Here is a 24,346-nt window from a genome sequence, read left to right on the forward strand (position 1 = left end):
GGCCGCGACGACCGCCGGCAGCCTCGCCCTGATGCGCCGCACGATCCAGGAGACGAGCGCCGCGCTGGTGTGCGCCAACACCGTGACGGTGCCGTGGTGGCTGGCGGCCGCACGCCTCAGCGGCGTGCGATCGCTGTGCCACGTCCACGAGGCCGAGTCGCAGGACCCGCGTCTGGTGCGCCGGCTCCTGGCGGCGCCCCTGGCCCTGGCCGACGTCGTCGTCGTGAACAGCCGGACAACGCGGACCACGCTGTGCGAGGTGGCGCCACGGCTCGCAGCCCGGACCCGGCTGATCCACAACGGCGTCGAGCCGCCACCGGAGACGCCCACCGACGCTCCGACGCGCGGACCGCTCCGTCTCGTGGTCGTGGGCCGGCTGTCGGCCCGCAAGGCCCCCGACGTCGCGCTCGAGGCGACCGCCGCCCTGCGGGCCGCGGGCCGCGACGTCGTCCTCGAGCTCTGCGGCACGCCAGGGCCGGGCCAGGAGGAGTACGTCGCCCGGCTGCGCGATCGCGCCGCCCGTCCCGACCTCGCGGGCGCCGTGACGTTCTCCGGGTACACCTCCCCCATCTGGCCGGCGCTCGCCCGCGCCCACGTGGTGGCCGCGCCCTCGCTGGGTGAGTCGTTCGGGAACGCGGTGGTCGAAGGCCAGCTCGCGCTGCGCCCTGTCGTGGCGACCGCCGTCCAGGGGCATCTGGAGACCGTCCTGGACGGCGTGACCGGTCTGCTCGTGCCCCCGCAGGACCCGGATGCGCTCGCCGCCGCCGTCGGTCGGCTCCACGACGACCCGCGGCTCGCGGGCCGGCTGGCGCGGTCGGGCCGCGAGGAGGCCCTGGCCCGGTTCACGGCGGACCGCTACCGGGCGGCGATGGGCGAGCTGGTGGACGGGCTGATGGACGGGCTGATGGACGGGCTGCTGCCCGGGCTCGCGGACAGGCGACCCACCGTCGGGCGGTGACCGATCCGCTCAGCCCCCGGCGGAGCCGGCGGCGCCGTCACCGACGAGCTCGGCCAGGGCCAGCCGCAGCTCGGTGCTCGATGTGTGCACGGTGTACGGGAAGTAGACGACCTCGACGCCGACGGAACCGAGGTCGCGCTCGAGCCGGTCGCCCTTGGCGGTCCCCCGCCAGTCGTCACCCTTGAAGATCCGGTCGAACCGCACGACGCGCCAGGTGTCGAGCTTGTCGGGGACGTCCTCGACATGCACCGCGTCGACGTAGTCGATGTGGCGCACGATCTCCAGCCGCTCGGCCAGGGGAACCACCGGACGGTGGCCCTTGGCGGCCCAGCACATCTCGTCGGACACCACGCCGGCGACGAGCACGTCGCACTGCGTCCGCGCGTGCTTGAGCACGTTGAGGTGCCCGACGTGGAAGAGGTCGTAGACACCGGGGGCGTATCCCACGATCGGGCTCATGATGGCTCCCAACAGGCGACGCGGCAGGTGCTGTCGAACCTAGGAGCGCGCCCGGCGAGCGACCCTCCGGCCGGTGGCCGATCCCCAATATGAGGGGCGCATCCGACGAGGCGGGCAAGCACGGGCCGGCTCGTTCCTAGCGTGACTTTACGAACCGCTCCCGAGCCCCGCACGTCGTGTGGCGGGCGAGGAGCACGGCACGCCAGGACGGGACACCGACGTTGACGACGAGCACCCACCGAGCCGGTCCGGCCGACACGCCACGGAGCGGCTACCGGGAGAACGTGCGGGCCCTGGCGACCGCCCAGAAGCCGGCTCGCGGCACGGCGGCGTACTCCCGGCTGGTGAACCGGCCGCTCGCGCGCCGCGTCGCCGCGGCGGCCCACCTGGTGGACATGACGCCCAACACCGCGACCGCGATCAGCGCGACCCTGTCCTCGCTGGGACTCGTCCTCCTGGCGGCCGTGCCGCCGTCGGTGCCGTTGGGACTCGCCGTCGCCGCGCTGCTCGCGGCCGGCTACGTGATGGACTCGGTGGACGGGCAGCTGGCTCGGCTGCGCGGTGGCGGGTCCAGCGCGGGCGAGTGGCTGGACCACACCGTCGACTGTGCCAAGACCTGCGCCTTCCACCTCGCCGTCCTGGTCGCGTGGTACCGGTTCCCGCCGGTCGAGGCGACCGCCGTGCTCCTGGTGCCGGTCGCCTTCCTCATCGTCGACGTCGTCTGCTTCTTCGGCCTGGTGACCATGCCGTTGCTGCGGCGCCTGCACCACGCGCGCCCTGCCACGGTCCTCACGCCGGAGAGCCCGGTACGCCCCTGGCTGCTGCTGCCGACCGATTACGGCGTCTTCTGCTGGGTGTTCGTGCTCGTCGGCGTCCCGGTGGCCTTCGTCGCCGGCTACACGCTGCTGTTCGTCGTCAACGCCGCGGTCCTCGTCCTCGCGCTCGCCAAGTGGTGGCGGGAGCTCGACGGGCTGGACACGAGCGACCGACGGGACACGCTGCCGACCGCCATCGACCCGGAGGGTAGGACGTCATGAGGATCGCGATGCTCGGCACGCGAGGAGTGCCCGCCTGCTACGGCGGCTTCGAGACCGCCGTGGAGGAGATCGGGCAGCGCCTGGTCGGCAGCGGCCACGAGGTGACGGTCTACTGCCGCGGCTCGGCGGACCGGCCCACCCACCACCTGGGGATGGACCTGGTGCACCTGCCGGCGGTCCACAGCCGGTCGGTCGAGACCCTCAGCCACACCGCGCTCTCCGTCGCCCACCTGCTCGCCGGTCCGCGGCACGATGTCGCGATCGTGTTCAACGCCGCCAACGCGCCGTTCCTCCCGGCGCTGCGGGCGCGTGGCATCCCGGTCGCCGTGCACGTCGACGGGCTGGAGTGGCGGCGCGCCAAGTGGAACGGTGCCGGGCGCCACTACTACCGGACGGCCGAGTGCCTCGCGGTGCGCTGGGCCGACGCTCTCATCGCCGACGCCGAGGGCATCGCCGACTACTACCGCGAGGAGTTCGGCGCGGCGACCGAGCTGCTCAGCTACGGCGCCCCGCTGCAGTTCGACGTCGGCGCCGACCGCATCGCCGAGCTGGGCCTCGACGCCCGCCGCTACCACCTCGTGGTGGCCCGGTTCGAGCCGGAGAACCACGTCCTGGAGATCGTCTCCGGCTACCACCGCTCGGACGCGTCGCTGCCGCTGGTCGTGGTGGGATCGGCGCCCTACAGCGACGACTACACGGCGCGGATCCGGGCGGCCGCCCAAGACGATCCGCGCATCATGATGCTCGGCGGGGTGTGGGACCAGGCCCAGCTCGACGAGCTGTACGGCAACGCGCTCACCTACCTGCACGGCCACTCGGTCGGCGGCACGAACCCGTCCCTGTTGCGCGCCATGGGCGCCGGCACCTCGGTCATCGCGTTCGACGTCGTGTTCAACCGTGAGGTGCTCGGAGCCGACGGCGAGTTCTTCACCGACGGCCGCGCGCTGGCGAGCCTCGTGAGGGCCGCCGAGGCCGCACCGCTCCGGCAGCTCGCCCTCGGTGAGCGACTCCGGGCACGTGCTGCCAGTCGTTACCAGTGGGACGAGGTGGCCACCGGCTACGAGCATCTGCTCAAGCGGCTCAGCGCCGGCCAGACCACGCAGACCCGGCCGAGCGGCCACCGCCGTCCGTCGCCACGACCACGGCGATGACCACGACGGCGACGCGGCCGGCGTCCGCCTCCCGGACCGCCCGGTCGATGGGCCCGGCCGCAGGGGCGCTGGCGGCACAGCTGGTCCTGACGGCCGGAAGCCTGGTGCTGCAGGTGGTGGCCGCGCGCACGCTGGGCGCCGACGGCCTCGGACTCTTCGCGTTGCTCTTCGGCGGGATCGTGATGGCGACGGCGGTCTCCACCGGGCTGGTCGGCGACTCCCTGACGGTCCTGGACCGGCACGAGGCCGGCGTCCGGTCGGCGCTCGGCCTCCTGACGATGATCGTCGTCGTCCTCGCGGCGGCCGGGCTGTCGGCGACAGCCGTGCTGTCGGACTGGCTGAGTGCTCGGGAGTCGGTCTGGCTGGCGACCGCCACCGCCGCCTTCATGCTGGCCGACCTCGCCCGTCGACTCCTGATGGCTGTGCAGCGGTTCTGGGCGCTCGTCCTGGTGGACACCGCCGCCATCGCCACCACCCTGGTCACGATCACGGCTCTCTGGCTGCTCACCGACCTGGGGGTCGGCCACCTCCTCGTCGGGCTCACCATCGGCCAGGCGACGGCCTGCCTGGTCGCCTGGCACCGCCTCCCCCGGTGCGAACGCCGCCCGGTGCGGCTGCGGCCGGGGAGCTGGCGGTCGGTGGTCGGCTTCGGAGGATTCCGCGCGGCGCAGCAGTTCGTCCGGCCCACCACGCTGAACCTCGCCCGCTCGCTCGTCCTCGTCACGGGCGGCGCCGCGGCGGTCGGCGCCCTGGAGGCGGCCCGTCTCTTCGTCGCCCCCGCGATGATCCTCATCCAGGGTCTCGCGTCCTACCTGTTCGCCTCGTACGCCGCCGACCGGGCCGCGTCCCTCGGCGAGCTGCGCCGGCGCGCCGACCGGGCCGCCGCGACCATGCTGCTCGCGACCGTCGTCGTCGGTCTCGTCGCGACGGCCGCCGTACCCGTGCTGGCCGAGCCGCTCCTCGGCGGCTCCTTCGCTCTCTCCACCCTGGCCGTCCTGGGCTGGGCGGCGTACGCCGCCTCCTGCGCGGCGGTGCTCCCCTACGGCAGCCTGGCCGCGGTCCGAGGTCACGCTGCCCAGGTGCTCGCCCTGAGGGTGCTCGACTCCGGCGCGTCGCTCGCGCTGGTCGCCGTCGCCCTGCTGGCGCTCGACGGGCCGGTCGCGGCGACCCCGTGGCTGCTGTCGCTCGGGTCCTTCGCCGGTGGACTGCTGTGCCGTCAACTGCTGCTCGGCCGGCGAGCCGCTGAGCGGGAGCTGCCGGTGGCGTCGGCAGACGGGGAGGCCCCCCAGTGACGACGGTGACGACGGTGACGACAGGGATGACCGGGACGACAGGGGCCACGGGGAAGGTGCCGGCGCCCCCGGGCGCACCGGAGCACACCAGCGGCCGGATCTCTCCGCTGCGGCGTACGCCGCTGCGCCTCTTCCTCGTCTGCCTGGTCATCCTGGTGGCGGCGGTGCCCTGGCGCCGAGGGGCGTTCTACACCGGCGGCACCGACGCGGTGGTCGTGCTGAAGGCAGCGCTCACCCTCGCGGCCTTCGGGCTGGTGGTGATGGCACCGAGCCGCGGCGTGCCGTGGTCACGGCTGCGAGCCGGGCCGGTCACCTGGCTCGTCCTCTACCTTGGCATCGCGACCGCGGGCGCCTTCCTGGCCGACGAGGCTCTCGCCTCGCTGGTCCTCGCCGCCCGGCTGACCCTCCTGACCGCGACCATCGTCCTGCTCTTCCGGCGCTACCCCTCCGACCTGGTGCTCAGCGCCCTCACCGGCGCGATGCTCGCGCTCGCCCTGGTCTCCGGCGCGACCGGGGTCGGCTCGCTGGCGAGCGAGGGCCGGCTGTACGGCGGCATCCCGCCCACCAACGCCAACGAGATCGCCCTCCTGGTCAGCGTCCCGCTGCTGTGCCTGGCGTGGCGCACGGTCCAGCGGATGGCGCGAGCCGTGGAGACGGTCGCGATCCTGCCCCTGGTGGGCGTGCTGTGGCTCACCGGCACGCGCACCGGACTCGCGGCCGTCGCACTGGGGCTGGTGCTGCTCGTCGCGATGGCGCCGCGCATCCCGGTTCCGGTCGCGGTCACCGGCGTGCTCGCCGTACCGGTGCTGCTCTACCTGACCTTCTGGACGCCCCTGCTCTCCTCCTACCTGACGCGGGGCGACAGCGCGGGCATCCTCACCCTGAACTCCCGGACCGTGGCCTGGTCCGCCGCCCTGGACTACCCCGACACCATGGTCGAGTGGCTGCTCGGGCACGGGCTCTCGGTCAAGGTGATCCCGGTGTCGGCCCTCTACCGCAACGAGCAGATGCTCGACAGCACCTGGATCTCGGCGCTGGTGCAGGCCGGCGTGCTGGGCTCCGCCGTGCTCGCGCTGCTCGTCCTCACCACGCTGGTCCGGGTGCTGACCGTCGCCCAGCCGCTGCGGCCCCTGCTCCTCGCGACGCTGGTGGTGCTGACCGTGACGAGCTGGCTGGAGAGCGGCATGTTCGACACCTCCGTCACGTTCATCGCCTTCCTCGCCTTCACGATGACAGCCCAGGAGACGGGCCACCAGACAGGTCCAGCGACGGCTCCGGAGACGGGTCCAGCGATCGACGCCGGGAGGTCCGCATGAGCTTCACCGTGTTGGTCGTGTGTGCGACCAACGTCTGTCGTTCGCCGTTGGCGGCGCTCATCCTCGAGCACTCGCTGCGCGCCGCGCTCGGCCGGCATGCACCACGCGTCCTGGACTGCGGCGAGCGGGCCGTGCCCGACCTGCCGGCCTGTCCGGACATGCTGCGCTGGGCGCGCAACAACGGCCTGCCGGCGCAGCAACTGGCACGCCACCGGTCCACGCCCTTGGACCGGGCGCAGATCGACGTCGCGGACCTCGTGCTCGCGGCGGACCGGCTCACCCGTGCCGCGGTGCTGCGCACGGCGCCCACCGCCGGGCATCGCACCTTCACCCTGCGCGAGGCGGCGTCGCTCTCGACCGGGGCGGCAAGCCGCGCGAAGGACCTCGCGGGCTTCGTGGCCGCGCTCGACGCCGACCGCGGCATCGCTGGACTGCCCGCGGTCGTGAGGGTCCGACCGACGGAGAGGCCATGGCGACGGCTCGAGCTGCACGACCACGACGTGCTCGACGCGCACCAGGAGCCCGGGGTGACGCACGAGCGGGTACGCCGCCAGCTGGTCCCGACCGTCGAGCGTCTCGTGGACGCCTTCACCCGGATCGGGCTCCCCGCCTGACCGGCTGCCGGCCGGGACCGGGTGTGCTCAGCGCTGCCCGCTCGCCGACAGCGGTGCCAGCTCGGCGCGCGGCTGGGAGAGGTCGGGGGCGTAGTCGTGCACCCGGTCGCCGCGGTTGCGCGTGGCGTTCAGCACCGTGCCGAACAGCATCAGCCGGGCATGGCGCAGCGACTCCACGACCGCCGCCACATGCTCACGCCGGGAGGTGCCGGCCCGCAGGACGAGCACGATGCCGTCCACCTGCTCCCCCAGCACGATGCCGTCGGTGACCGAGAGCACCGGCGGGGAGTCGTAGATGACGACGTCGAACCGCTTGCGCAGCGTGTCCACCAGTCCACGCATCGCCGAGGAGCCGAGCAACGCCGCCGGGTCCGGCGGCAGCGAGCCGGCCGGGAGCACCGTCAGCATGCTGTGGTTCCAGGGCAGGAGCACGTCGTCGAGCCGCGCCTCGCCGACCAGGACGTCGGACAGTCCGAGCCTCCCCTCGACGCCGAAGAACCGGGAGACCGAGGGGCGACGCAGGTCGGACTCCACCAGGCAGACCGCGGCGCCGGTCTGCGCCCAGCTGATGGCCAGGTTGCTCGCCACCGACGTCTTGCCCTCGCCGGGCACCGCCGAGGTCACCACGAAGTGCCGCAGCTCGCGGTCCACGGCGGCGAACTTGAGGGCGGTGCGGATGGTCCGGAACCGCTCGGCGGACGCCGAACGCCAGTCCAGCGCCACCAGGGGACGACGCTTCGCCTCCGGCTGGTACAGCGTGGTGCCGAGCGGCGACATCCCCGTCTGCAGTCGCACGTCCTCAGGGGTCTTGATCCGGCGGTCCAGGTGATGGCGCAGCACCGCGGTCACCAAACCGCCGGCGAGCCCCACCGCAGCCCCCAGGAGGAGCGTGAGCAGTACCCGCGGCGAGGAGGGAGCGGACGGGCGGGTGGCGGGCTGGGCGAGGGAGACTCGCACGCTCGACACCTCGCTGCCCCTCGCCGTCTCGAGATCCTCGATCACCGCGCCGAGCTGCTCACTGACCGCGTCGGCGATCCGCGCCGCCCGCGCCGGGCTCGCGTCCCGGGCCGAGACCTCCATCAGGACCGTCTCCGGCGGGCTGCTGACGTCGACGTTCCTCGCGAGCTCCCGATAGCTCATCGGCAGCCGCAGCTCCGAACGCACCGGGCCGAGGACTCGTGGGCTGTCGACCAGGCGCGCGTAGGACTTCACCCGCTGCACGGCGAACTGCGAGCCCTGGAAGATCTCGCCCTGGTTCTCGTCGACGCGGTCGGCCACCGTCACGAAGGAGGTCGCGACCGCCGTGTACTGGATCGGCGAGAACGCGCACACCGCGGCGCCGGCGAGCAGGCCGAGCACCAGACCCGAGAACCAGACCCGCCAGCGGCGCTGCAGGATCGTGAAGTACTCGGCGAAGGTCATGGCGTCTCCCAGTTCGACTCACCATCAGGGCCGGACACAGCACCGGCCTTCGCTAGGACGTTAGGACGCCCGCGCCGCCGCCCCGCCACCGTCGCGGAGTCTCCCCAGTTCTTGGGATGCCGACCGGCTCTGCCGGCCGCGGCCGCGGCCGGTCCCTACGTTCGCTGACAGGTGAGGCGGAAGGCAGCAGCTGATGGGGACACGGGTCGAACTCCGGTCGACGCCGGGCGACGAGCGTGGGTGGCACCTCGCGCTGGCGCGACGGCTGAGCGAGACCGGCGCGGAGGTGCGGATCCGCTCGACCGGCGAGGCGCCGCATCCGGTGCGCGGGGGACGCGACGACCTCGGGGCGCTGCTGCGCACGGAGCGCCTGCTGCACCGGGTGCGACCGATCTACGCCGAGCGCTGCTCGCCTGCGAGCCTCGCCTCCTGGCGGTACGACGCCCAGGAGACTGCGGTCGATGTCGTCATCGACGTCGAGGGCACGCTGGACGCTCCGGGCGCGTGGCGAGTGACCTTCGACGGCCGTCCGGGCACCGCCGCCGCGTTGGCGGTCCTGGCGGCCGGCCGGTTCCCCCTGGTGCGGGTCGTCGCCGAGGGGCGCACCCTCGCCACCGGCCGGCCGGGCAGCGACACGCCACGGCCGCTGACCCGCGCACTCGAGGACGTGCTGGCTGGGACCGTGCTGGTCGTCGCGCAGGCGCTGCTCGGGCACCCCCCGACAGCGGACCCGGCGGCCGAGATCGACCCCGCAGCCGCCCGGTCGGTCGCGCCGGCCGGCGCGCTGCGCACCGTCGTCGCGGCCGGCGTCCACGGTGCCTACCGGGCGGCGTACCGCGCACCCCACTGGAGGGTCGGGTGGCGGCTGCTCGACGACGGCGCCCCCGACGTGCTCGACCTCGGCGACCATCCGATGTCGGGGTGGTCCCGGCTCCCGGACGACGGCTACCACTTCTACGCAGACCCGTTCCCGGTCTCGGTGGGGACCGACCATCTCCTGTTCGTGGAGGACTTCGACCACCGCCGGGGACGCGGCGTGATCTCCGTGGTGGAGGTGGACGAGGACGGGCCGGTCGGCACGCCGCGACCGGTGCTCGAGCACGAGGTCCATCTGTCCTATCCCTACGTGGTCGAGGACGACGGCGAGTGGTGGATGATCCCCGAGACCTCCGCCGCCGGCACGGTCGAGCTCTACCGCGCGGTGGGGTTCCCCGGCCGGTGGCGTCGCGAGGTGGTCCTGCTGCGCGGTGTCGCGGCCAGCGACGTGAGCGTCGTGCGCCACGGCGACCGTTGGTGGATGTTCGGCACCGTCCGCCACGGCGGCTCCTGGTCCGACGCGCTGCACCTGTGGTGGGCGGACCGGCTAACGGGTCCGTGGCACTCGCACCCACGCAACCCGGTGCTGGTCGACATCGCGAGCGCCCGGCCGGCGGGTCGCCCCGTGCACCGCGACGGTCGGCTGCTCCGCCCCGTCCAGGACGGCCGGGCGGGCTATGGCAGCGCCCTGGCCGTCGCGGAGGTGGTGCACCTCGACGAGGACACCTACGACCAGCGCCTCGTCGCCCACCTCCTGCCGGGCCCCCGCTGGCCCGGGACCCGGCTGCACACCCTGAACCGCGCCGGCCGGCTCGAGACCATCGACGGCTCGGCGAGGTCGCCGCGTCTGCGGCGGTGAGGTGCCGATGAGACGCGAGGGAGATCCGCCCCTGGCCGGACCGCTCGCGGCGCCCGGGGCCACAGGTGCCGCGCCGACGGCGACGACGACGGCGGCGGCGACGACGGCGACGGCGACGGCGACGCCAGCGTCGTACGTCGTCGCCCGCGACGACACGTTCGACTTCGGCTCCGCGGAGTACCTGGACCTGTTCCGGCGCTCCACGGCCACGCTGTTCCAGCACCCGGGCTGGCTGCGTCACGTGTACGCCACCCTCGCTCCCCTGCTCGGGGCGCGGCCCGTCGTGGTGACGGTGCGGGCCGCCGACACGGGGCGGCTCCTGGCCGTGATCCCGCTCGTCCGTCGGCGCTGGCACGGCGTGCGGCTCGTGGAGTTCGCCGATCTCGGGGTGTGCGACCACGCCGCGCCGGTCGTCGACCGCTCCGCGGCGCCGTGGCTGCGCGCGGCGCCGGGGCTGCCGGGCGCCGTCTGGCGCGCGCTCGGTGCGTTCGACCTGCTTCGCGTGGAGCGGATCGTGGCCGGACCCGACCGGTTCGCCGACCTGCTCGGGACGCGGACCCACCGGCGCCATCCCTACGACACGCACACGGTGGCGCTGCCAGCGTCGCCCGCGCAGTGGCCGCCCGCGACGCTGGATCCCGCGTTCGTCCGGCACCTGGAGCGCAAGCGCAAGCGACTGCGGCCCAAGGGCGCGTTCAGGCTCCGGGAGGTGGGCGACGCGGGCGAGGTCGACGAGCTGCTCGCCCACCTGCGTGCCTTCCGCCGCGATCGGTTCCGCGGGCGACGCGCCATGGACCTGGTGCAGGATCCGCGCCACTTCGCGTTCTACCGCGCCGTCGCGCGGGACGGGGTGACAGCCGGTGGTCCGGCGGTGCTCTCGGTGCTCGAGGTGGGCGACCGGCCCGCGGCGGTGTCGCTGGACCTGGCCGACGAGAGCCGGCACGTCTTCCTGGTCGTCGGCTACGACTTCGGCCGGCTGCGCAACTACTCCCTCGGCCTGCTCATCGTCGACGAGCTTGCCCGGTCCGCGATCCGGCGTGGGGCTCGAGAGCTCGAGCTCACCGTGGGCAACGAGGGCTACAAGGCCGACTTCGGTGCCGTGCCGGCACCGCTGTGGTCGACGCGCCGGGCCCGTACGCTCCGTGGCCACGTCGCCGGTCTCGTGATCGACCTGGCCGCCTGGGCCCGGCCCCGGGTCAAGGCGGCGCTGGCGGCCCGTGCCGCCCGGCGCGGCACCTAGCCCATTTGGGGTGTCGGGGCTTGACACCCTCCCCTCCCGGGCGGAACGGTCGTCGGACGCCTGACTCTCGGGGAGGGGATCTCGACGATGTCCCTAGTGGTGCGCGCCCTCGCGGCCGCGGGGCTGCTCGGCGGCCTGCTCGCAGCGGCCACCCCGCCGCGTGAGGCCGGGGAGACGGCCTCCCTGGCGGCGGGGCCGCCGGCGTCGCCCGTGTCGACGGTGTCGACCAGAGCGCCGGCGGGGACACGGACCTGGCACGTCGCGATCCACGGCCGCGACTCCGCCGCCGGCACGAGCGGCGCACCGCTGCGGCGGCTGCAGACCGCCGTCGACCGGGCCGGCTCGGGCGACCGCGTGGTCGTGCATGCCGGCGCCTACCACGAGAGCGTGACCGTCCCTCCGGGGAAGGAGCTCCGGATCAGCACCGCGGGCCGGGCGTGGCTGGACGGCAGCCGCCCCGTCGCCGGCTGGCGCCGGACGGCCGTCGGCTTCGCGACGCCGTGGGACGTGCGGTTCGACGCCAGCCCCACCTACACCTGGGGTGCCGCGGACGGCACCGAGCCGGGCTGGTCCTTCGTCGGTCCGGGCCACCCCATGGCCGCGCACCCCGACCAGGTGTGGATCGACGGTGTGCCGCAGCGGCAGGTGGGCAGCCTCGCCGAGCTGCGACGCGGCACGTTCTTCGTCGACACCGTCGCCGGCCAGCTCCACGTCGGCTCGGACCCGCGGCGGCACCGGGTGCGCGCCAGCGACCTGGCCCGGGCAATGGCGATCCGCGGTGCCGGGACCTCAGTCGACGGCCTCGGTGTGCGGCGCTTCGCCCCGTCGGTGCCGCACATGGGAGCGGTGACCGCCGAGGCGCCCGGCATCTCGCTGTCCCGCATGCGGATCGTCGACAACGCCACCACGGGCCTGCATGTCTCGGCAGCCGGGGCGCGGGTCGGTCGGGTCCGGCTGCTGCGCAACGGGATGCTGGGGATGAGCGCGACGTACGCCGACGGCCTCCGTGTCGTCGGCACGGTGGCCCGTCGCAACAACACCGAGCGGTTCAACACCTCCCCGGTCGCGGGCGGTGCCAAGATCGGCCGGTCCCGCCACGTGGTGGTGACCGGGAGCCGGTTCTCCGAGAACGCCGGCACCGGCCTGTGGTTCGACGAGTCGGCCTACGACGTGGCGGTGCTGAACACGACGCTGCGCGGCAACGCCCGCCACGGGCTGAGCCTGGAGCTCTCGACCCGGGCGCTGGTCGCCGACTCGCTGGTGGTGGGCAACCGGGGCCACGGCGTGAAGGTCAACAACACCGCCCAGGTGCAGCTGTGGAACAACACCATCGTCCGCAACGGCCGGGCGATCAACATCGTCCAGGACGACCGTGACCTCGGCGACCCGGACACCCCGGGCCACGACCCCCGGCGACCGCTGCCCGATCCGACCATGGACTGGGTGGTGCGTGGGCTGGCGGTCCACAACAACGTGCTCGGCACGGCGGGGTACGGCGCCAACTGTCTGCTGTGCGTCGAGGACTACTCCGGCCGATGGACCGCCGAGCAGCTCCGGATCCAGGTCAACGGCAACGTCTACGCACGTTCCCGGGCCGCCAGGCCGACCTGGGTCGTGGTGTGGTCGCGCGCCGGACGGGACCCGGCGGTGTTCACCTCGGTCCGCGAGTTCCGGACCGCCACCGGCCGCGAACGGCGCCATCTCGACCTGGTCGGTGTCCCGGCCCTGACCCGCACCCTGCGCCTCACGGTACCGGTCAGGCGCCAGAGGTCCGCGGTCGCGGTCCCGCTCGCCCGCCGGCCGGCCGGGATGCTCTCCCGACCGGTCGGCAGCCGGCACATCGGCGTGTGGCGCTGAGGATCGCTCAGCCGGTGGTCCGCACGTCGAGGTCGTCGAAGAGCCCGATGACCGGGGCGTTGGTCGCCGACCCCGACAGGTAGGTCCGCAGCCCCAGCCCGCCCGGCGCCTGCAGCGCCGCCGTGCTGTCGGTCACCGAGGCGGTCCAGGCGTCGGGCTCCGGCTGGCCGACCGGCCACACCTTCGCCCGGAACGTGGTCGGCGCGGTCCCCGTCGCCTGCACGCGCACCTGGAGCAACTGCCCGGCCGTCGCCGTCACGCCGGTCACGGTCCGGCTCTGCAGCGTCGTCTCGGCGCCGGCCACGGCCCGCCCCAGGATGAGCGAGACCGCTCCTGTGGCCTGGAGCCGGACGTCGGCGTAGTACCGGTCCGCCGCGCTCACCCGCCGAGGCTGCACGGTGAGGTAGATGCCGCCGCCGGTCGCCGCCTTGTCCGCCCCCAGGCGGACCCGCACGTCGGCGTCCGTCGACGAGACCGCGTCGAGGGCCGCGCCGGGGCCGCCGCCGGGGCTGCTCATCCGGATCCGGCCGAGCCCGCCGCTCACGGAGTAGTTGCTCGCCGTCCCGCTGCGGGCCCACACGCCGCCCAGGTCGGCGCTCCCCCACCCGTCGGTCACGGTGCGCCCGAAGGCGTCCGCGGCCAACGGCGTCGGGCCCTCCGGCGGCGTGGAGACCGTCACCTGCCGTGTCGTCGAGGCGGTCGCCCCGTCGTCGTCGGTCACGGTCAGCTTCACCGTGTACTGGCCGGCGGCGGCGTAGGTGTGCGACGGGCTCGCACCCGTGCCCGTGGTGCCGTCCCCGAAGTCCCAGGCATACGTGCTGATCGTCCCGTCCGGGTCGCTCGAGGTCGACGTGAACGAGGCCGTCAGGTCGGCCACGCTCGCCGTGAACGACGCGGTGGGCGGCTGGTTGGGCGTGGCGGCGCCGGTGCCGGCCGCGTAGTGGGTCGCCACCTCACTGGCGCTCAGGGCCCGCTTGTAGACCGCCAGCTCGTCGAGATCGCCCGCGAAGGCGGTGTTCGTCGGCGCCGAGGGCCACGAGGTGAGGGTGTCGGCCCCGATACGCCAGTAGCCGATCGACAGGTGCTCGGCGGTCCTCACGTCGGTGCGCTGGCCGACGAGCTCACCGTCGACGTAGAGGCGCATCCCGGTCGGCGCGAGGCTGGCCGCCACGTGGTGCCAGTCGCCGTCGGCGTACGCCGTGGGGCTGCTGACGACCTGCCGGGTCGCATCGGGCTTGACCCCGAAGTGCACGCGGCCCGCGTCGTCGAGGTAGAGGTGACGGTCGGCCTTGCTGGAGTCGCGGTCGTTGCGGTTGCCCCAGCCGAGGATCTTGCCGCCGCCGGTGCTGGTCCGGAACCAGCCCTCGAGCGTGAACGCGTCCGGTGGCCAGTCCTGGACGGTGGTGTAGGCCCGGGCGGTCGTGACTCCGGGGAGCCTGATGGCCCGGTTCTCGGGGTCGCTCTGGATCGCGCCGGACACGTCGGGGACGACGCCGGCCGTCGTCGTCAGCGGGCGGGCTCCGGCGGAGTCGGCGGTCGTGCCGTCCTCCCCCAGCCGCCACCAGTGCGTCGGCTCGCTCTGCTCCACCGCGTCCACATAGGGGCTGTCGGTGCCGCTCGCCGGCACGGTGACCGTCGTCCAGGGCGAGTTCGCGACGTTGCCGAACGGGTCGGTCACCACTACGCGGTACTGATGCGTGCTGCCCGGCGCGACGCCGGTGTCGGTGAAGCCCATGCCGTAGTGGTTCCACCAGAACGCCCGGGCGGTCCGGGTGTGGATCAGGCCCGCTGCGGTCTGGGTGTCACGGTAGAGCCGGTAGGTGAGGTTGTCGTTGTCCATGTCCTCGTTCGTCGACCACGCGATGCGGACCTTGCCCGCCTCCGTGGACCGCACGTTGAGGGGGTACGTCGCGTTGAACAGGGTGGGTCCGCGGTCGTTCGGCGCGATGCTGGGAACGGCGAACCGCACCAGGCCCTGCTGGTTCTGCCCGTTGACCCGGGTGAACTCGCCACCCATCGCGATGTACTGGCTGTTGCCGGTGACGCTCCACGGGCCCTGCGACTGGCCGGTGTAGGTGCCGGCGTTGATGGTGGGGTACCACGTGAGGATCGCCGAGGCCGGCTGGCCGGAGAAGTCGTAGTAGCGGCGCTGGTCCGGCTCCCACGTCGTGGTCCGGGTCGCGGCCTTGCCCATCGCGACCCCTCGGTAGTACGGGTAGTCGCCGACGAAGCCGGCGCCCTGCCGGATGCCGTCGATGTTCTCGCAGTAGTGCGTGTGGCTGGCCGCGTAGACCACCGAGCCCTGCGGGAAGACCGAGTAGCTGTCGCCGTGGCAGTCGTTGATCCACTCGACCGTGCCGCCGTCCCAGCGCGCGGAGAAGAACCCCTCGAACGTGCCACCGGCGCGACCGAAGGTGTAACCGCCGCCGTAGACGTGGGTGCCGTCGCTGGCGAGCGTGGTGATCGCACCGTCCACGGTGGCGTTGCGCACGTAGTTGTTCATCGCGAACGGCAGGTTGGTGCCGGTCGTCGCGTCCACCATGCCGAGCCCGTACCCGGGGTTCGAGGACCCGTTGAGCGCGGTGAACGACCCGCCGACCGCGACCTTGGCGCCGGCGGGATCGACCGCCATGGCCCACACGAAGCCGCCGCTGGTCACGGGCGCCCACCCGAGCAGGGCACCGGCGCGGCTGAACGCGGCCAGGTTGCTGCGGGTCTGGTTGCCCACGCCGCCGAACGAGCCGCCGACGTACACCGTGGCGTTAGTCGCCGCGATGGCCGTCACCGAGCCGTTGACCTGCGGAGCGAAGCCCGAGACGAGGGCGCCGGTCGTGGCGTCGAAGGCCGCGATCCGGCTCCGGGCGACGCCGTTGACCGTCGTGAAGTCGCCGCCGACGTAGATCCGGCTCTGGTCCGGCGAGACGGCGACAGCGCGGATCTGGCCGTTGAAGCTGGGCGCGAACGAGGTCATCGCACCGGTGCGGATGTCGTAGGCCACCAGGTTGTTGCGCGTGACGCTGCCGGCCCCGCCGGACGAGGTCCCGGCCGGCCGGGCGGTGGTGAAGCTGCCTCCGGCGTAGACGGTGTTCCCGACCGTCGCCTGCGACCACACGACGCCGTTGATCTGCACGGTCGGCAGGGCGTCGGCCGCGACGGTCGGCGGATTGGCAGGGTCGGCCGGATCAGCCGGGGCGCTGTCGCTCCAGCCGGCCGTCGGCGCCGACAGCGCGGCGGCGAGGCTCAGCAGGAGCGCGATGACCAGCGCCGCCCAGCGGCGGGCACCAGGGCCGACGCCCGGGATGCCGATGCGGATCGATTCCATGGTGAGCTCCCCGTGTGATCGCGGTGATGGTTGTGGTGACGTCGTCGGGCCAGCGGCCCTGCTCGAACGTAGGAACGACGCACCCGACCGACGGAGCCGGTGGGGCCGATTCCACAGAATTGGGGGTGCCGGCGCTGCGGCACCGCCCGGCGTCCGGCCACGCACGCCGTGAGGAGGGGCCCGCCGCTGGACGGACCCCTCCTCGCCGATGGATTTCCGGTCAGCGCCGCCTCAGGTCCGCCGCAGCACCCGCACGACGACCACGGCGGACCGCGACCGGGCCAAGGTCGCCGAGCCGGAGTAGACGACGCGGAGCCGGTGTGTGCCGACGGCGAGCTTGCGCAGGACGAGCCGGAATGTGCGGTGCCCCACGCCGTGGACCCGACGCACCCTGACGCTCCGGCCGTTGTCGAGCACCCGGATCGCCCCGGTGAGCTGGGCCGGGGCAGCGGCCCGCACGGTCGCGATCAGGACGACCCGGCCGCGCTGGCCGATCCGGACCGCGCGGTGCGGCCGCGTCTTCGGGGCCCGTACGACGAGCACGGTGCGGGTGCCCACCTTGCGGACCGAGGGCGGCGAGGTGCCCGGCGGGGTGCTGGGATCCGGCATGGGCGCACCCAGCACCGGCAGCGCGGTCTCCGAGACCGTGACGCTGCGTCGGGTCCTGTGCGTCGCCCCGTCGTTGTCGGTCACGGTCAGGCTCACCGTGTAGGTCCCGGGTCCCGACGTCCGGTAGTCGGCCCGCGCAGCCGCCTGGGTGCTGGTCCGGCCGTTGCCGAAGTCCCACAGCCAGCCCGTGATGGTCCCGTCGGGGTCGACGGAGGTCGAGGTGAACCGCGGCCGGAGCCCGGCCTCGGTCGGTGCCTGCAGCGTGAACGACGCGGTCGGCGCCCTGTTGGTGGGGTCGGTCGCGACCACCGTGGCGGTGGCGGTGGCCACCGCCCCGGCGGCGTCGATCACGCTGAGCGAGACGGCGTAGCTCCCGCCGTTGACGTACGCGTGGGTCGGGTTCGCCTCGGTGGAGGTCGTGCCGTCCCCGAACTGCCACAGGTAGGAGTCGATCCTGCCCTCCGGGTCGCTCGACGCGGACGTGAACGAGGCGGCCAGAGCGCTCACCCGGTGGGTGAACGCCGCTGTCGGCGGTTGGTTCGGCGGCGCGGTCTGGCGCCCCGCCGCCTCGACGTGGTCGCCGATCTCCGCTGCCGTGAGGGCCCGCTTGTAGACGGCGACCTCGTCGATGGCACCGCTGAAGGCACCCGGCAGGTCGGTCGCCGGGCTGCCGCCGCCCACCCGCCAGTAGCCGATGCTGAGATGCTCGCCGACGGTCACGCCCGGATCCGTCCCGGAGAGCTCGCCGTCGACGTACAGCTTCATGCCGTCCGGGGACAGCACCCCCGCGACGTGGTGCCACTGGCCGTCGTTGAAGGTGCCGGCGCTGGCGACGGTCGCCCGGGTGGCGTTCGGCTTCACGGCAAAGGCCACGTGGCCGGCAGGGTCGAGGTAGAGGAGCCGGTCCACCTTCGGGTTGCGGGTCGCCGCCGTGTCCCGGCCGACGATGCGGCCGCCCGTGGTCGACGTGGTGCGGAACCAGGCCTCGAGGGTGAACAGGTCGGGCGGGTTGTCCTGCACGGTGGAGGTCGCGATGCCGGCGGCGGTGCCGGTGAAGGTGGCGCCGAGGTTCGTCGCGTCGGAGACGACGGCACCGGCGGTGCCGCGGACCACGCCCACGCCGACCGTCAGCGGGTTCGCCCCCACGGCGTCGGCGGCCGGGTCGGCCGAGCCCGACGGCTCGCCGAAGCGCCACCAGTGCGTCGGCTCGTCGCGGTGGACCGCATCCAGGTAGGCGCTGTTCACGCCGGAGGCGGCCACGGTGACGGCGGTCCACGGCGAGTTGGCCGTCAGCCCGCCCGGGTCCCGGGCCTGCAGGCGGTACTCGTAGGTGCCCGGGGAGAGCCCGGTGTCCGTGAACGTCATCCCCAGCGGGTTCCAGAAGTCGGCGCGGACCCGACGGGAGTGCACCAGTGTCGAGGTGTCCGAGCCGGCGACACGACGCGACAGTCGGTACTCGAGGTAGGCGTTGTCGATGTCCTCGTTGGAGCGCCAGCTCACCCGGACCTTGCCCGGCTCGGACGAGCGGGCCTGGATCGGGTAGCTGTCGTTGAAGAGCGTCGGCCCCTCCTGCTTCGGCGCCAGGTCGGCCTTGGCGAAGCGCACGAGCCCCTGCTGTTCCTGGCCGTTGACCCTCGTGAACTCGCCGGCCATGACGATGTAGTCCTCGTTGCCGGTGACGCTCCACGCTCCCTGGGCCTGGCCGGTGTAGGTGCCGACGTTGATCGACGGGTACCACGTCAGCATCGACGGCGTCGGCAGTCCCTCGAAGTTGTAGTAGCGGTTCTGGTCCGGCTCCCAGGTCGCGGTGCCGGTCGCCTCCAGGCCGAACGCCACGGCGCGGTAGTACGGGTAGTCGCCGACGCCGCCGGCTCCCTGGCGCACGCCGTCCATGTTCTCGCAGTAGTGCGTGTGGCTGGCGACGTACAGCGCCCCCGCCTCGGGGTGGACCGAGTAGCTGTCACCGTGGCAGTCACCGACCCAGCGCAGGGTGCCGTCCCAGTTCACCGCGAAGGTGCCTTCGACCGAGCCCGCATCCATGCTCGCGAAGGTGTAGCCCGCGCCGTAGAAGACGCCGTCGTCGGCGGCCAGTGAGGTGATCTCACCGTCGGAGTCCCCGGGGCCGTGGCGGTTGTGGATGTGGTCGCCCGCCGGCAGGGCCCGCGCTGCGCCGGACTCCGCGTCGAGCAGCGCGAGGCCGTCGCCGTCGCCGTCGGCGGGACCCGGGTCGCCGTTGACGGCCGTGAAGCCGCCCCCGACCGCGATGAGCGTTCCGTCGGGCTTGGCGGTCAGCGCCGACACCGGCCCGCCGCTCACCGTGGGCTCCCAGTCCAGCAGGGTGCCGGTGTCGGCGTCGACGGCCGCGAGGCTGCCCCGGTCCTGGTTGCCCACCGAGCCGAAGGGGCCACCGAAGTAGACGGCGTCCTGGGTGACGGCGATCGCCCTGACCGGGCCGTTCACCTGGGGCGCGAAGTCCTCGACCAGGGCACCGGTCGGCAGGTCGAAGGCCGCGATCCGGCTGCGTGCGACGCCGTCGATCGCGGTGAAGTCGCCGCCGACGTAGAGCCGACGGCGGTCCGGCGAGACCGCCACCGCCAGCACCTGCTGGTTGAAGGCCGGCGCGAAGCCGGTCATCTGGCCGGTCGTCACATCGAAGGCGACCAGGTTGCCGCGGGGCGACCCCGCGCCGGCCGCCGTGCCGGCGGGACGGCCCTCGGTGAAGGAGCCACCGGCGTACACCGTCTCGCCGGCGACCGCCTGGGACCAGATCACGCCGTCCACCTGCACCGTGGGCAGCGCGTCGGCGGTGACGGTCGGTGGCGTCGCCGGATCGGACGGGTCGGCAGGCGCCCAGTCCGCCCGGGTCGGGTCAGCCGTCGCGCCGAGGGTGCCCAGCACGAGCAGGGCGCTCAGCGCCGCGGCCAGCGGCCGGGCCATGATCGCGGATCGTGCGCCACGGGGGCGGCGCCGGTCCTGAGAGCGCGCTCGGGCGCCCAGCCTCACCAGTCTCATCTGCCATCCCTCGAATCCCTCGGTTGCCGGCCTGGGTTCAGGCCACGGAGCCGGCGAGCACCAGGGTCGGTGCCGAGCCGGTGTAGCTCGTGCTGACGCGGATCTCTCCTCGATCCGCGTCGGGCACGTTGAAGACGTAGACCCCGCGCATGGCGGCGCCGGGGGCCAGCACGCCGGCGAACGGATCGCCGCCGGGGTCCTGCACGCTGACGGCCGGTGTCCGCTCCCGGCCGTAGTCGAGGTTCACCACCATCTGCTCGAGGTCGATCGGCTTCGCCCCGCGGTTGTGCGCGCGCATCGTCAGGCGCACCGCCGGCGCCGAGATCTCCCCCGGCCGCTTGGCCACGCTGCGGACCGACTCGATCCTGGTGATCTCGACGGTCAGCCCCGTGCCGAAGTCGGCGGTGGCCGTCAGCGGGACAGCCGGCTGCGGCGTGATCTCGGCGTACGGGACCGGCTCCAGCGACCCGGACGAGGGTGCCCCGCTCGACGGCGTGGGACCGGGCTCACGATCGTCAGAGGACGGCGCTGCGGCCGAGGACGACGCCGTCGGACCAGCGGTCGCCGATGCCGCCGGATCTCCTGCGGGCCGGTCGTCCGACTGCTGGTCCGACTGCTGGGCCAGCCACCAGCAGACGGCGGCGACGAGCACCACGACGGCCACGACGAGAGTCCCGAGCACCCGGTGCCTGCGCCGTGGTCCAGGGCCGGTGGTGATGCTCATGCGTTGCTCCTCTGCCGGGTGTCGGGCACCCGCCGGTGACGGGTCACCCGCTCAGGTCACGACGCGCCGGACCTGGCTCGCCCCGGCTGTCCCGGCCTATCCCCACTCTTGGGGAGCCGCCGAAGTCATACGCGGGCGGAGAGGCGGCCGGGCACCGCGTCGGCAGGTCATTGACTTTGGGTAACGGACGCGACGACGTCGTGCGGCGCTCGGTGCAGGGCGTGCCATGTCGACATGACGCGTGACACGGGGACCACGCTGCTGGGCGGCCCAGACGGCGACGCTGGCGATGCTGGTGACGCCGGCGTCCTTTTCCAGGACTGGCGCTCGCCGCGACGCTCGCGCGTGCGCGCCGTCGTCCTCGGGCTCACCGCCTGCTTGCTGGTCCTGCTGGCGGTGCCCGTGGGGACGCTGATCTATCTCGAGCGTCGTATCGAGGGGAACCTGAGCCGGGTCGACGCCTTCGGCGGCCTGGAGAACCGTCCGCAGCGCGCGACCGGCCCCGCCGCGGAGGCACAGAACATCCTGCTCATCGGGACCGACCGCCGTTCCCCCGTGCCGACGACCGGAACAGCCGCCGCGGCACCCTCCTGGGCGCCCGGCGACCAACGCTCGGACGCGCTGATGCTGGTCCACGTGGACGCCGACCGGCAGGGCGCCAGCGTCATCTCGCTGCCGCGCGACTCCTGGGTCGACATTCCCGGTTACGGCGAGGCCAAGCTCAACGCAGCCTTCTCCTACGGCGGCCCGTCCCTGACGGTCGCGACGGTCGAGCGGCTCACCGGCGTGCGCGTCGACCACCTCGCGATCGTCGACTGGGCGGGGTTCGTCGAGCTGACCGACGCGGTCGGGGGCGTGGAGCTGAGCATCGCGGAGCCGACGTACGACCCGGACCGCAAGATCGCCTGGTCGGCCGGCCGCCACTCGCTGACCGGGGAGGAGGCGCTCGCCTACGTGCGGCAGCGCAAGGGCCTGCCCGGTGGGGACCTCGACCGCGTCCGACGCCAGCAGGCGTTCATGCGCGCGGTGGCCGAGAGCATGTTCCGCACGACCCGGGGCGACACCGGCCAGGCGCTCAAGATCGTCGACAAGGTGACCCGCCACGTGACGGTCGACCAAGGCTGGTCGACCCTCGCCATGAGCCGGCTCGTACTCTCCCTGCGCGACCTGAGCATGGCCGACGTCGACTTCTTCACGGCACCGGTCGAAGGGCTCGGTAGGGTGGGAGACCAGAGCGTTGTCCACCTGAACCGCACCGATGGTGCGCAGATGTGGGCGGAGGTGCGTGCGGACCATGTCGACCGTTGGACTGCCGCGCACAAGTCGGAGCTCACCCGTGATGTCGTCCGCTGAGCGCCTGACGTCCCCGCGCCCCGGTGTCGGTGCGAGGTGGTGACCGATGTCCGTGCCTTCCCTGGCTGAACGCCGGCTGACCCTCGCGCTCTTCGGCGCGCTCGCGCTGATCGCCAGTGTCTTGGTCGTTCTCGACAATCAGAACCCGGACACCGCACCGACGGCGTCGGCGCCGTCCGCGTCCTCGGCGTCGACTCCGTCAGGTCCGTCGGCCTCCTCGACGGCCCCCGCTCCGTCCGGGTCGTCCCCCGGGAGCTCCGTGCCGACCGATGGCCCCACCGTCGCGCCCCCGACGGGAGAGGTGCCCGGTGGAGCGACCACCAGCCCACCGGACGAACCGAGCCCCGACGGGTCGGAGGCGCCGACCGACGGACCGCGCGGCGGCTCCTCCCAGCCGACCGGTTCCGCGGACGCGTCGACGCCTCCCCCCGTCGCTCCACCGGCGCCGCCGGCTCTCATCACCGAGCTGCCCGAGCCGGCGTCGGCGGTCGACCGGCTGGTGCCGGGCTTCCCCGAGATCCTCGCCCCGCCGGAGGGCGCCAAGGTCGAGTCCAGCGGGGTGAGCAACGACGGTGTGCGGGCGCAGATCTCGCTCGTGGCCACGACCGACGAGCCGGCTGGGCAGCTGGTGAAGCACTACCGGGGCCACCTGACCGAGGTGGGGTTCGACGAGGCGGAGGACAGCCCTGACAGCCCGGCTGAGGGCGCCACCTTCGTCCGCGGCCCCGAGAGCGTGGTGGTCACGGTGGCCGGCGACCGGTTCGCGCTCCTGGCCTCGGTGCTGCCACCCCAGCAGCCGGGCAGGGTCGACGACGGCGGGTCCGTTAGCCCTCGCGACGACGGCGTGCCCGACGGGCGGGAGCCCGTGCCCGGGTCCGACACCGCTCCGGCCGGTGGGACGGGCGGCGGAACGGTCTCCGAACGACCCGTCGACGGCGACGCGTCCCCGACGGCAGAGCCGGAGGGCACCGACGCCCAGGAGGCGCCGCAGGACCCGCCGCCCCAGGCTGCGCCGCTGCCGGACAGCCGCTAGCGAGCCGGGGGCTGCCGCGGCGTGGAGCGCCCTACTCGCCGTCCGGGCCGTCGGCGGCCGAAGCGGGTGCGGACGGTGCCGGCTCACCGACGTCGGTGCTGAGCAGATACCCCAGGGCAGCCACGGCGCCGAGCTGGCTGTTGACGTCCAGCTTCCGCAGCACCGACTTGACCTGGCTGCGCACCGTCGCCGGGGAGACCTCGAAGCGCTCGGCGATGCGAACGACCGGCTCGCCGACGTACAGGAGCCGGAGCACCTCTCGCTCGCGCGGGCTGAGGCTCCGCAGCCTCTCGGCGACACGGTGACGGTCCTCCTGAGCGGTGTGCCAGGCAGCACGCAGCTCCGCGCGCTCCTCCTCCGGCATGCCGCCGCCCTCACTGCCGACGAGCCGCATCACCTCGACGATCTCGTCCAGGCCGGCGCTGCTCGGGAGCACCATGCTGGCGCCGGCGTCCAGCACCGCTCCCCACACCGCACCCCGCGGTGCTCCGGTGATCACGATCCAGCGCGTGCTCACCCGGGAGATGGCGAAGCAGACGGCCCGCACCTGGCTCCATGCCTCGAGGTCACTGATGAGCAGACCGACGTCGGACCGGCGCGAGGGCCGCTCGGCGCTGCGCGAGCGCGGCACCGAGGGTGACTCACTCGGCCAGGCGAGCACCCGGGCGTCGACGTCGCGGGTGGCGAGAGCAGCCCTGACCGCCTCGGCGACGAGCCACTGCTCCGCCGAGACGACGACCCTCACGCGTGCCGGCAACGTTGCCATGGCTCTCCCCGCGTCCGTACGGCGGCCGTTGTCGGCCCTGTCCGGTGACGGCCCTCCGCCCCCCAGCATCGTCCGGGGGCCCCGTCGGCGTCGACCCTCTCGACGGTCCTTCTCACCTAGATTTAGGGATTGCCGGGCGCCGATCCGTGGTCACATCCTCGAAGGGTCCACACGTCCGAGCCGACGTCCGGTCCGCTCCGGTCGCGCCCGGAGCGAGGAGTCCTCAGTCGGGCAGCAGTCCGAGCGTCGGCGCTCCCAGCGGCCTCACCGTTCTCGCGCGTCCCTTACACCAGGTCGGAGCCATTTACCGAATCGCTAGCGCGGAATACGAACGTCTCCCTAAATTGTGGTATCGACGGCCGATTCGGGCGTCACTGGCTCCGGCCAGAGCAGAACGTTTCAACGCGCTGAGGCAACGCAGCGTGCTGGGGACCACGTCCACCGACCGGTCGTGGCGCCCACGCCGTCCTGGGGGTGGCGCGTGGCGTCGAGTCGTCCCCATCAGC

17 protein-coding genes are annotated in these 24,346 nt (G+C 73.6%); 11 read left to right on the forward strand and 6 right to left on the reverse strand.

The features are described from left to right. Positions 1 to 958 (forward strand): glycosyltransferase family 4 protein (locus VGE38_RS00835; RefSeq protein ID WP_331140634.1); only part of this gene is annotated, 958 nt, incomplete at its 5' end. 9 nt (positions 959 to 967) lie between these two features. On the opposite strand, the gene VGE38_RS00840 is transcribed toward VGE38_RS00835, so the two are convergent. Next, positions 968 to 1,417 carry an FAD synthase family protein gene (locus VGE38_RS00840; protein ID WP_331140635.1) on the reverse strand — a complete coding sequence of 150 codons (450 nt, stop codon included), beginning with the start codon at positions 1,415 to 1,417 and terminating at the stop codon, positions 968 to 970. 221 nt (positions 1,418 to 1,638) lie between these two features. On the opposite strand from VGE38_RS00840, the gene VGE38_RS00845 reads away from it, so the two are divergent. The 5 genes from VGE38_RS00845 to VGE38_RS00865 are packed head-to-tail and all read left to right on the forward strand — an operon-like array spanning position 1,639 to position 6,827. Then, on the forward strand, positions 1,639 to 2,454 hold the full coding sequence (locus VGE38_RS00845) for a CDP-alcohol phosphatidyltransferase family protein (RefSeq protein ID WP_331140636.1): 816 nt from the start codon (positions 1,639 to 1,641) through the stop codon (positions 2,452 to 2,454). Continuing rightward, the gene (locus VGE38_RS00850) at positions 2,451 to 3,605 is read left to right on the forward strand and encodes a DUF1972 domain-containing protein (RefSeq protein WP_331140637.1); all 1,155 of its coding nucleotides are present in this window, start codon (positions 2,451 to 2,453) and stop codon (positions 3,603 to 3,605) included. The genes VGE38_RS00845 and VGE38_RS00850 overlap by 4 nt, the downstream gene beginning before the upstream one ends. Next, positions 3,602 to 4,897 carry a polysaccharide biosynthesis protein gene (locus tag VGE38_RS00855; RefSeq protein WP_331140638.1) on the forward strand — a complete coding sequence of 432 codons (1,296 nt, stop codon included), beginning with the start codon at positions 3,602 to 3,604 and terminating at the stop codon, positions 4,895 to 4,897. Before VGE38_RS00850 ends, VGE38_RS00855 begins: the two co-directional genes overlap by 4 nt. 14 nt (positions 4,898 to 4,911) lie before the next feature. After that, the gene (locus tag VGE38_RS00860; protein ID WP_331140639.1) at positions 4,912 to 6,213 is read left to right on the forward strand and encodes an O-antigen ligase family protein; all 1,302 of its coding nucleotides are present in this window, start codon (positions 4,912 to 4,914) and stop codon (positions 6,211 to 6,213) included. Beyond that, entirely contained in the window at positions 6,210 to 6,827 is a 618-nt protein-coding gene (locus VGE38_RS00865; protein ID WP_331140640.1) for an arsenate reductase/protein-tyrosine-phosphatase family protein, read from the forward strand. Before VGE38_RS00860 ends, VGE38_RS00865 begins: the two co-directional genes overlap by 4 nt. 27 nt (positions 6,828 to 6,854) lie before the next feature. Here the strand turns inward: VGE38_RS00865 and VGE38_RS00870 are convergent, their stop codons facing one another. Next, complete coding sequence (locus VGE38_RS00870) at positions 6,855 to 8,249, reverse strand: tyrosine-protein kinase domain-containing protein (RefSeq protein ID WP_331140641.1); 1,395 nt, start codon at positions 8,247 to 8,249, stop codon at positions 6,855 to 6,857. 193 nt (positions 8,250 to 8,442) lie between these two features. Here VGE38_RS00870 and VGE38_RS00875 point away from each other — a divergent pair, with 193 nt between their 5' ends. The 3 genes from VGE38_RS00875 to VGE38_RS00885 all read left to right on the forward strand — a co-directional run bounded on the left by VGE38_RS00875 (position 8,443) and on the right by VGE38_RS00885 (position 13,021). Next, the gene (locus VGE38_RS00875; protein ID WP_331140642.1) at positions 8,443 to 9,924 is read left to right on the forward strand and encodes a glucosamine inositolphosphorylceramide transferase family protein; all 1,482 of its coding nucleotides are present in this window, start codon (positions 8,443 to 8,445) and stop codon (positions 9,922 to 9,924) included. Positions 9,925 to 9,931: 7 nt separating this feature from the next. Beyond that, positions 9,932 to 11,164: a GNAT family N-acetyltransferase gene (locus VGE38_RS00880; protein WP_331140643.1), complete on the forward strand. Its 1,233-nt coding sequence runs from the start codon at positions 9,932 to 9,934 to the stop codon at positions 11,162 to 11,164. A gap of 87 nt (positions 11,165 to 11,251) precedes the next feature. Beyond that, positions 11,252 to 13,021 (forward strand): right-handed parallel beta-helix repeat-containing protein, encoded by a 1,770-nt coding sequence (locus tag VGE38_RS00885; RefSeq protein WP_331140644.1) that lies wholly within the window; start codon positions 11,252 to 11,254, stop codon positions 13,019 to 13,021. A 7-nt stretch (positions 13,022 to 13,028) separates the two neighbouring features. Here VGE38_RS00885 and VGE38_RS00890 read toward each other — a convergent pair whose 3' ends face one another. The 3 genes from VGE38_RS00890 to VGE38_RS00900 form a co-directional block, all read right to left on the reverse strand. Then, positions 13,029 to 16,343: a LamG-like jellyroll fold domain-containing protein gene (locus VGE38_RS00890; protein ID WP_331140645.1), complete on the reverse strand. Its 3,315-nt coding sequence runs from the start codon at positions 16,341 to 16,343 to the stop codon at positions 13,029 to 13,031. A gap of 231 nt (positions 16,344 to 16,574) precedes the next feature. Continuing rightward, on the reverse strand, positions 16,575 to 19,889 hold the full coding sequence (locus tag VGE38_RS00895; RefSeq protein ID WP_331140646.1) for a PKD domain-containing protein: 3,315 nt from the start codon (positions 19,887 to 19,889) through the stop codon (positions 16,575 to 16,577). 112 nt (positions 19,890 to 20,001) lie between these two features. Continuing rightward, positions 20,002 to 20,688, reverse strand: coding sequence for a hypothetical protein (locus VGE38_RS00900; protein ID WP_331140647.1), 687 nt, complete (start codon positions 20,686 to 20,688; stop codon positions 20,002 to 20,004). A 234-nt stretch (positions 20,689 to 20,922) separates the two neighbouring features. On the opposite strand from VGE38_RS00900, the gene VGE38_RS00905 reads away from it, so the two are divergent. Together VGE38_RS00905 and VGE38_RS00910 are read left to right on the forward strand one after the other, a co-directional pair. After that, entirely contained in the window at positions 20,923 to 22,041 is a 1,119-nt protein-coding gene (locus VGE38_RS00905) for an LCP family protein (protein ID WP_331140648.1), read from the forward strand. A gap of 259 nt (positions 22,042 to 22,300) precedes the next feature. Continuing rightward, complete coding sequence (locus VGE38_RS00910) at positions 22,301 to 23,074, forward strand: hypothetical protein (RefSeq protein WP_331140649.1); 774 nt, start codon at positions 22,301 to 22,303, stop codon at positions 23,072 to 23,074. A gap of 31 nt (positions 23,075 to 23,105) precedes the next feature. Here VGE38_RS00910 and VGE38_RS00915 read toward each other — a convergent pair whose 3' ends face one another. Further along, positions 23,106 to 23,840: a helix-turn-helix transcriptional regulator gene (locus tag VGE38_RS00915; protein ID WP_331140650.1), complete on the reverse strand. Its 735-nt coding sequence runs from the start codon at positions 23,838 to 23,840 to the stop codon at positions 23,106 to 23,108. Positions 23,841 to 24,346 lie beyond the last annotated feature (506 nt).

Source organism: Nocardioides sp. (genome assembly GCF_036405735.1).
Taxonomy (GTDB): Bacteria; Actinomycetota; Actinomycetes; order Propionibacteriales; family Nocardioidaceae; genus Nocardioides.

Bases quoted from the DNA above. Each gene is read 5' to 3' on its own strand.
- VGE38_RS00840 (WP_331140635.1), bottom strand. From the start codon at position 1,417: ATGAGCCCGATCGTGGGATACGCCCCCGGTGTCTACGACCTCTTCCAC.
- VGE38_RS00850 (WP_331140637.1), top strand. From the start codon at position 2,451: ATGAGGATCGCGATGCTCGGCACGCGAGGAGTGCCCGCCTGCTACGGC.
- VGE38_RS00855 (WP_331140638.1), top strand. From the start codon at position 3,602: ATGACCACGACGGCGACGCGGCCGGCGTCCGCCTCCCGGACCGCCCGG.
- VGE38_RS00865 (WP_331140640.1), top strand. From the start codon at position 6,210: ATGAGCTTCACCGTGTTGGTCGTGTGTGCGACCAACGTCTGTCGTTCG.
- VGE38_RS00870 (WP_331140641.1), bottom strand. From the start codon at position 8,249: ATGACCTTCGCCGAGTACTTCACGATCCTGCAGCGCCGCTGGCGGGTC.
- VGE38_RS00875 (WP_331140642.1), top strand. From the start codon at position 8,443: ATGGGGACACGGGTCGAACTCCGGTCGACGCCGGGCGACGAGCGTGGG.
- VGE38_RS00880 (WP_331140643.1), top strand. From the start codon at position 9,932: ATGAGACGCGAGGGAGATCCGCCCCTGGCCGGACCGCTCGCGGCGCCC.
- VGE38_RS00885 (WP_331140644.1), top strand. From the start codon at position 11,252: ATGTCCCTAGTGGTGCGCGCCCTCGCGGCCGCGGGGCTGCTCGGCGGC.
- VGE38_RS00890 (WP_331140645.1), bottom strand. From the start codon at position 16,343: ATGGAATCGATCCGCATCGGCATCCCGGGCGTCGGCCCTGGTGCCCGC.
- VGE38_RS00895 (WP_331140646.1), bottom strand. From the start codon at position 19,889: ATGGCCCGGCCGCTGGCCGCGGCGCTGAGCGCCCTGCTCGTGCTGGGC.
- VGE38_RS00900 (WP_331140647.1), bottom strand. From the start codon at position 20,688: ATGAGCATCACCACCGGCCCTGGACCACGGCGCAGGCACCGGGTGCTC.
- VGE38_RS00905 (WP_331140648.1), top strand. From the start codon at position 20,923: ATGACGCGTGACACGGGGACCACGCTGCTGGGCGGCCCAGACGGCGAC.
- VGE38_RS00915 (WP_331140650.1), bottom strand. From the start codon at position 23,840: ATGGCAACGTTGCCGGCACGCGTGAGGGTCGTCGTCTCGGCGGAGCAG.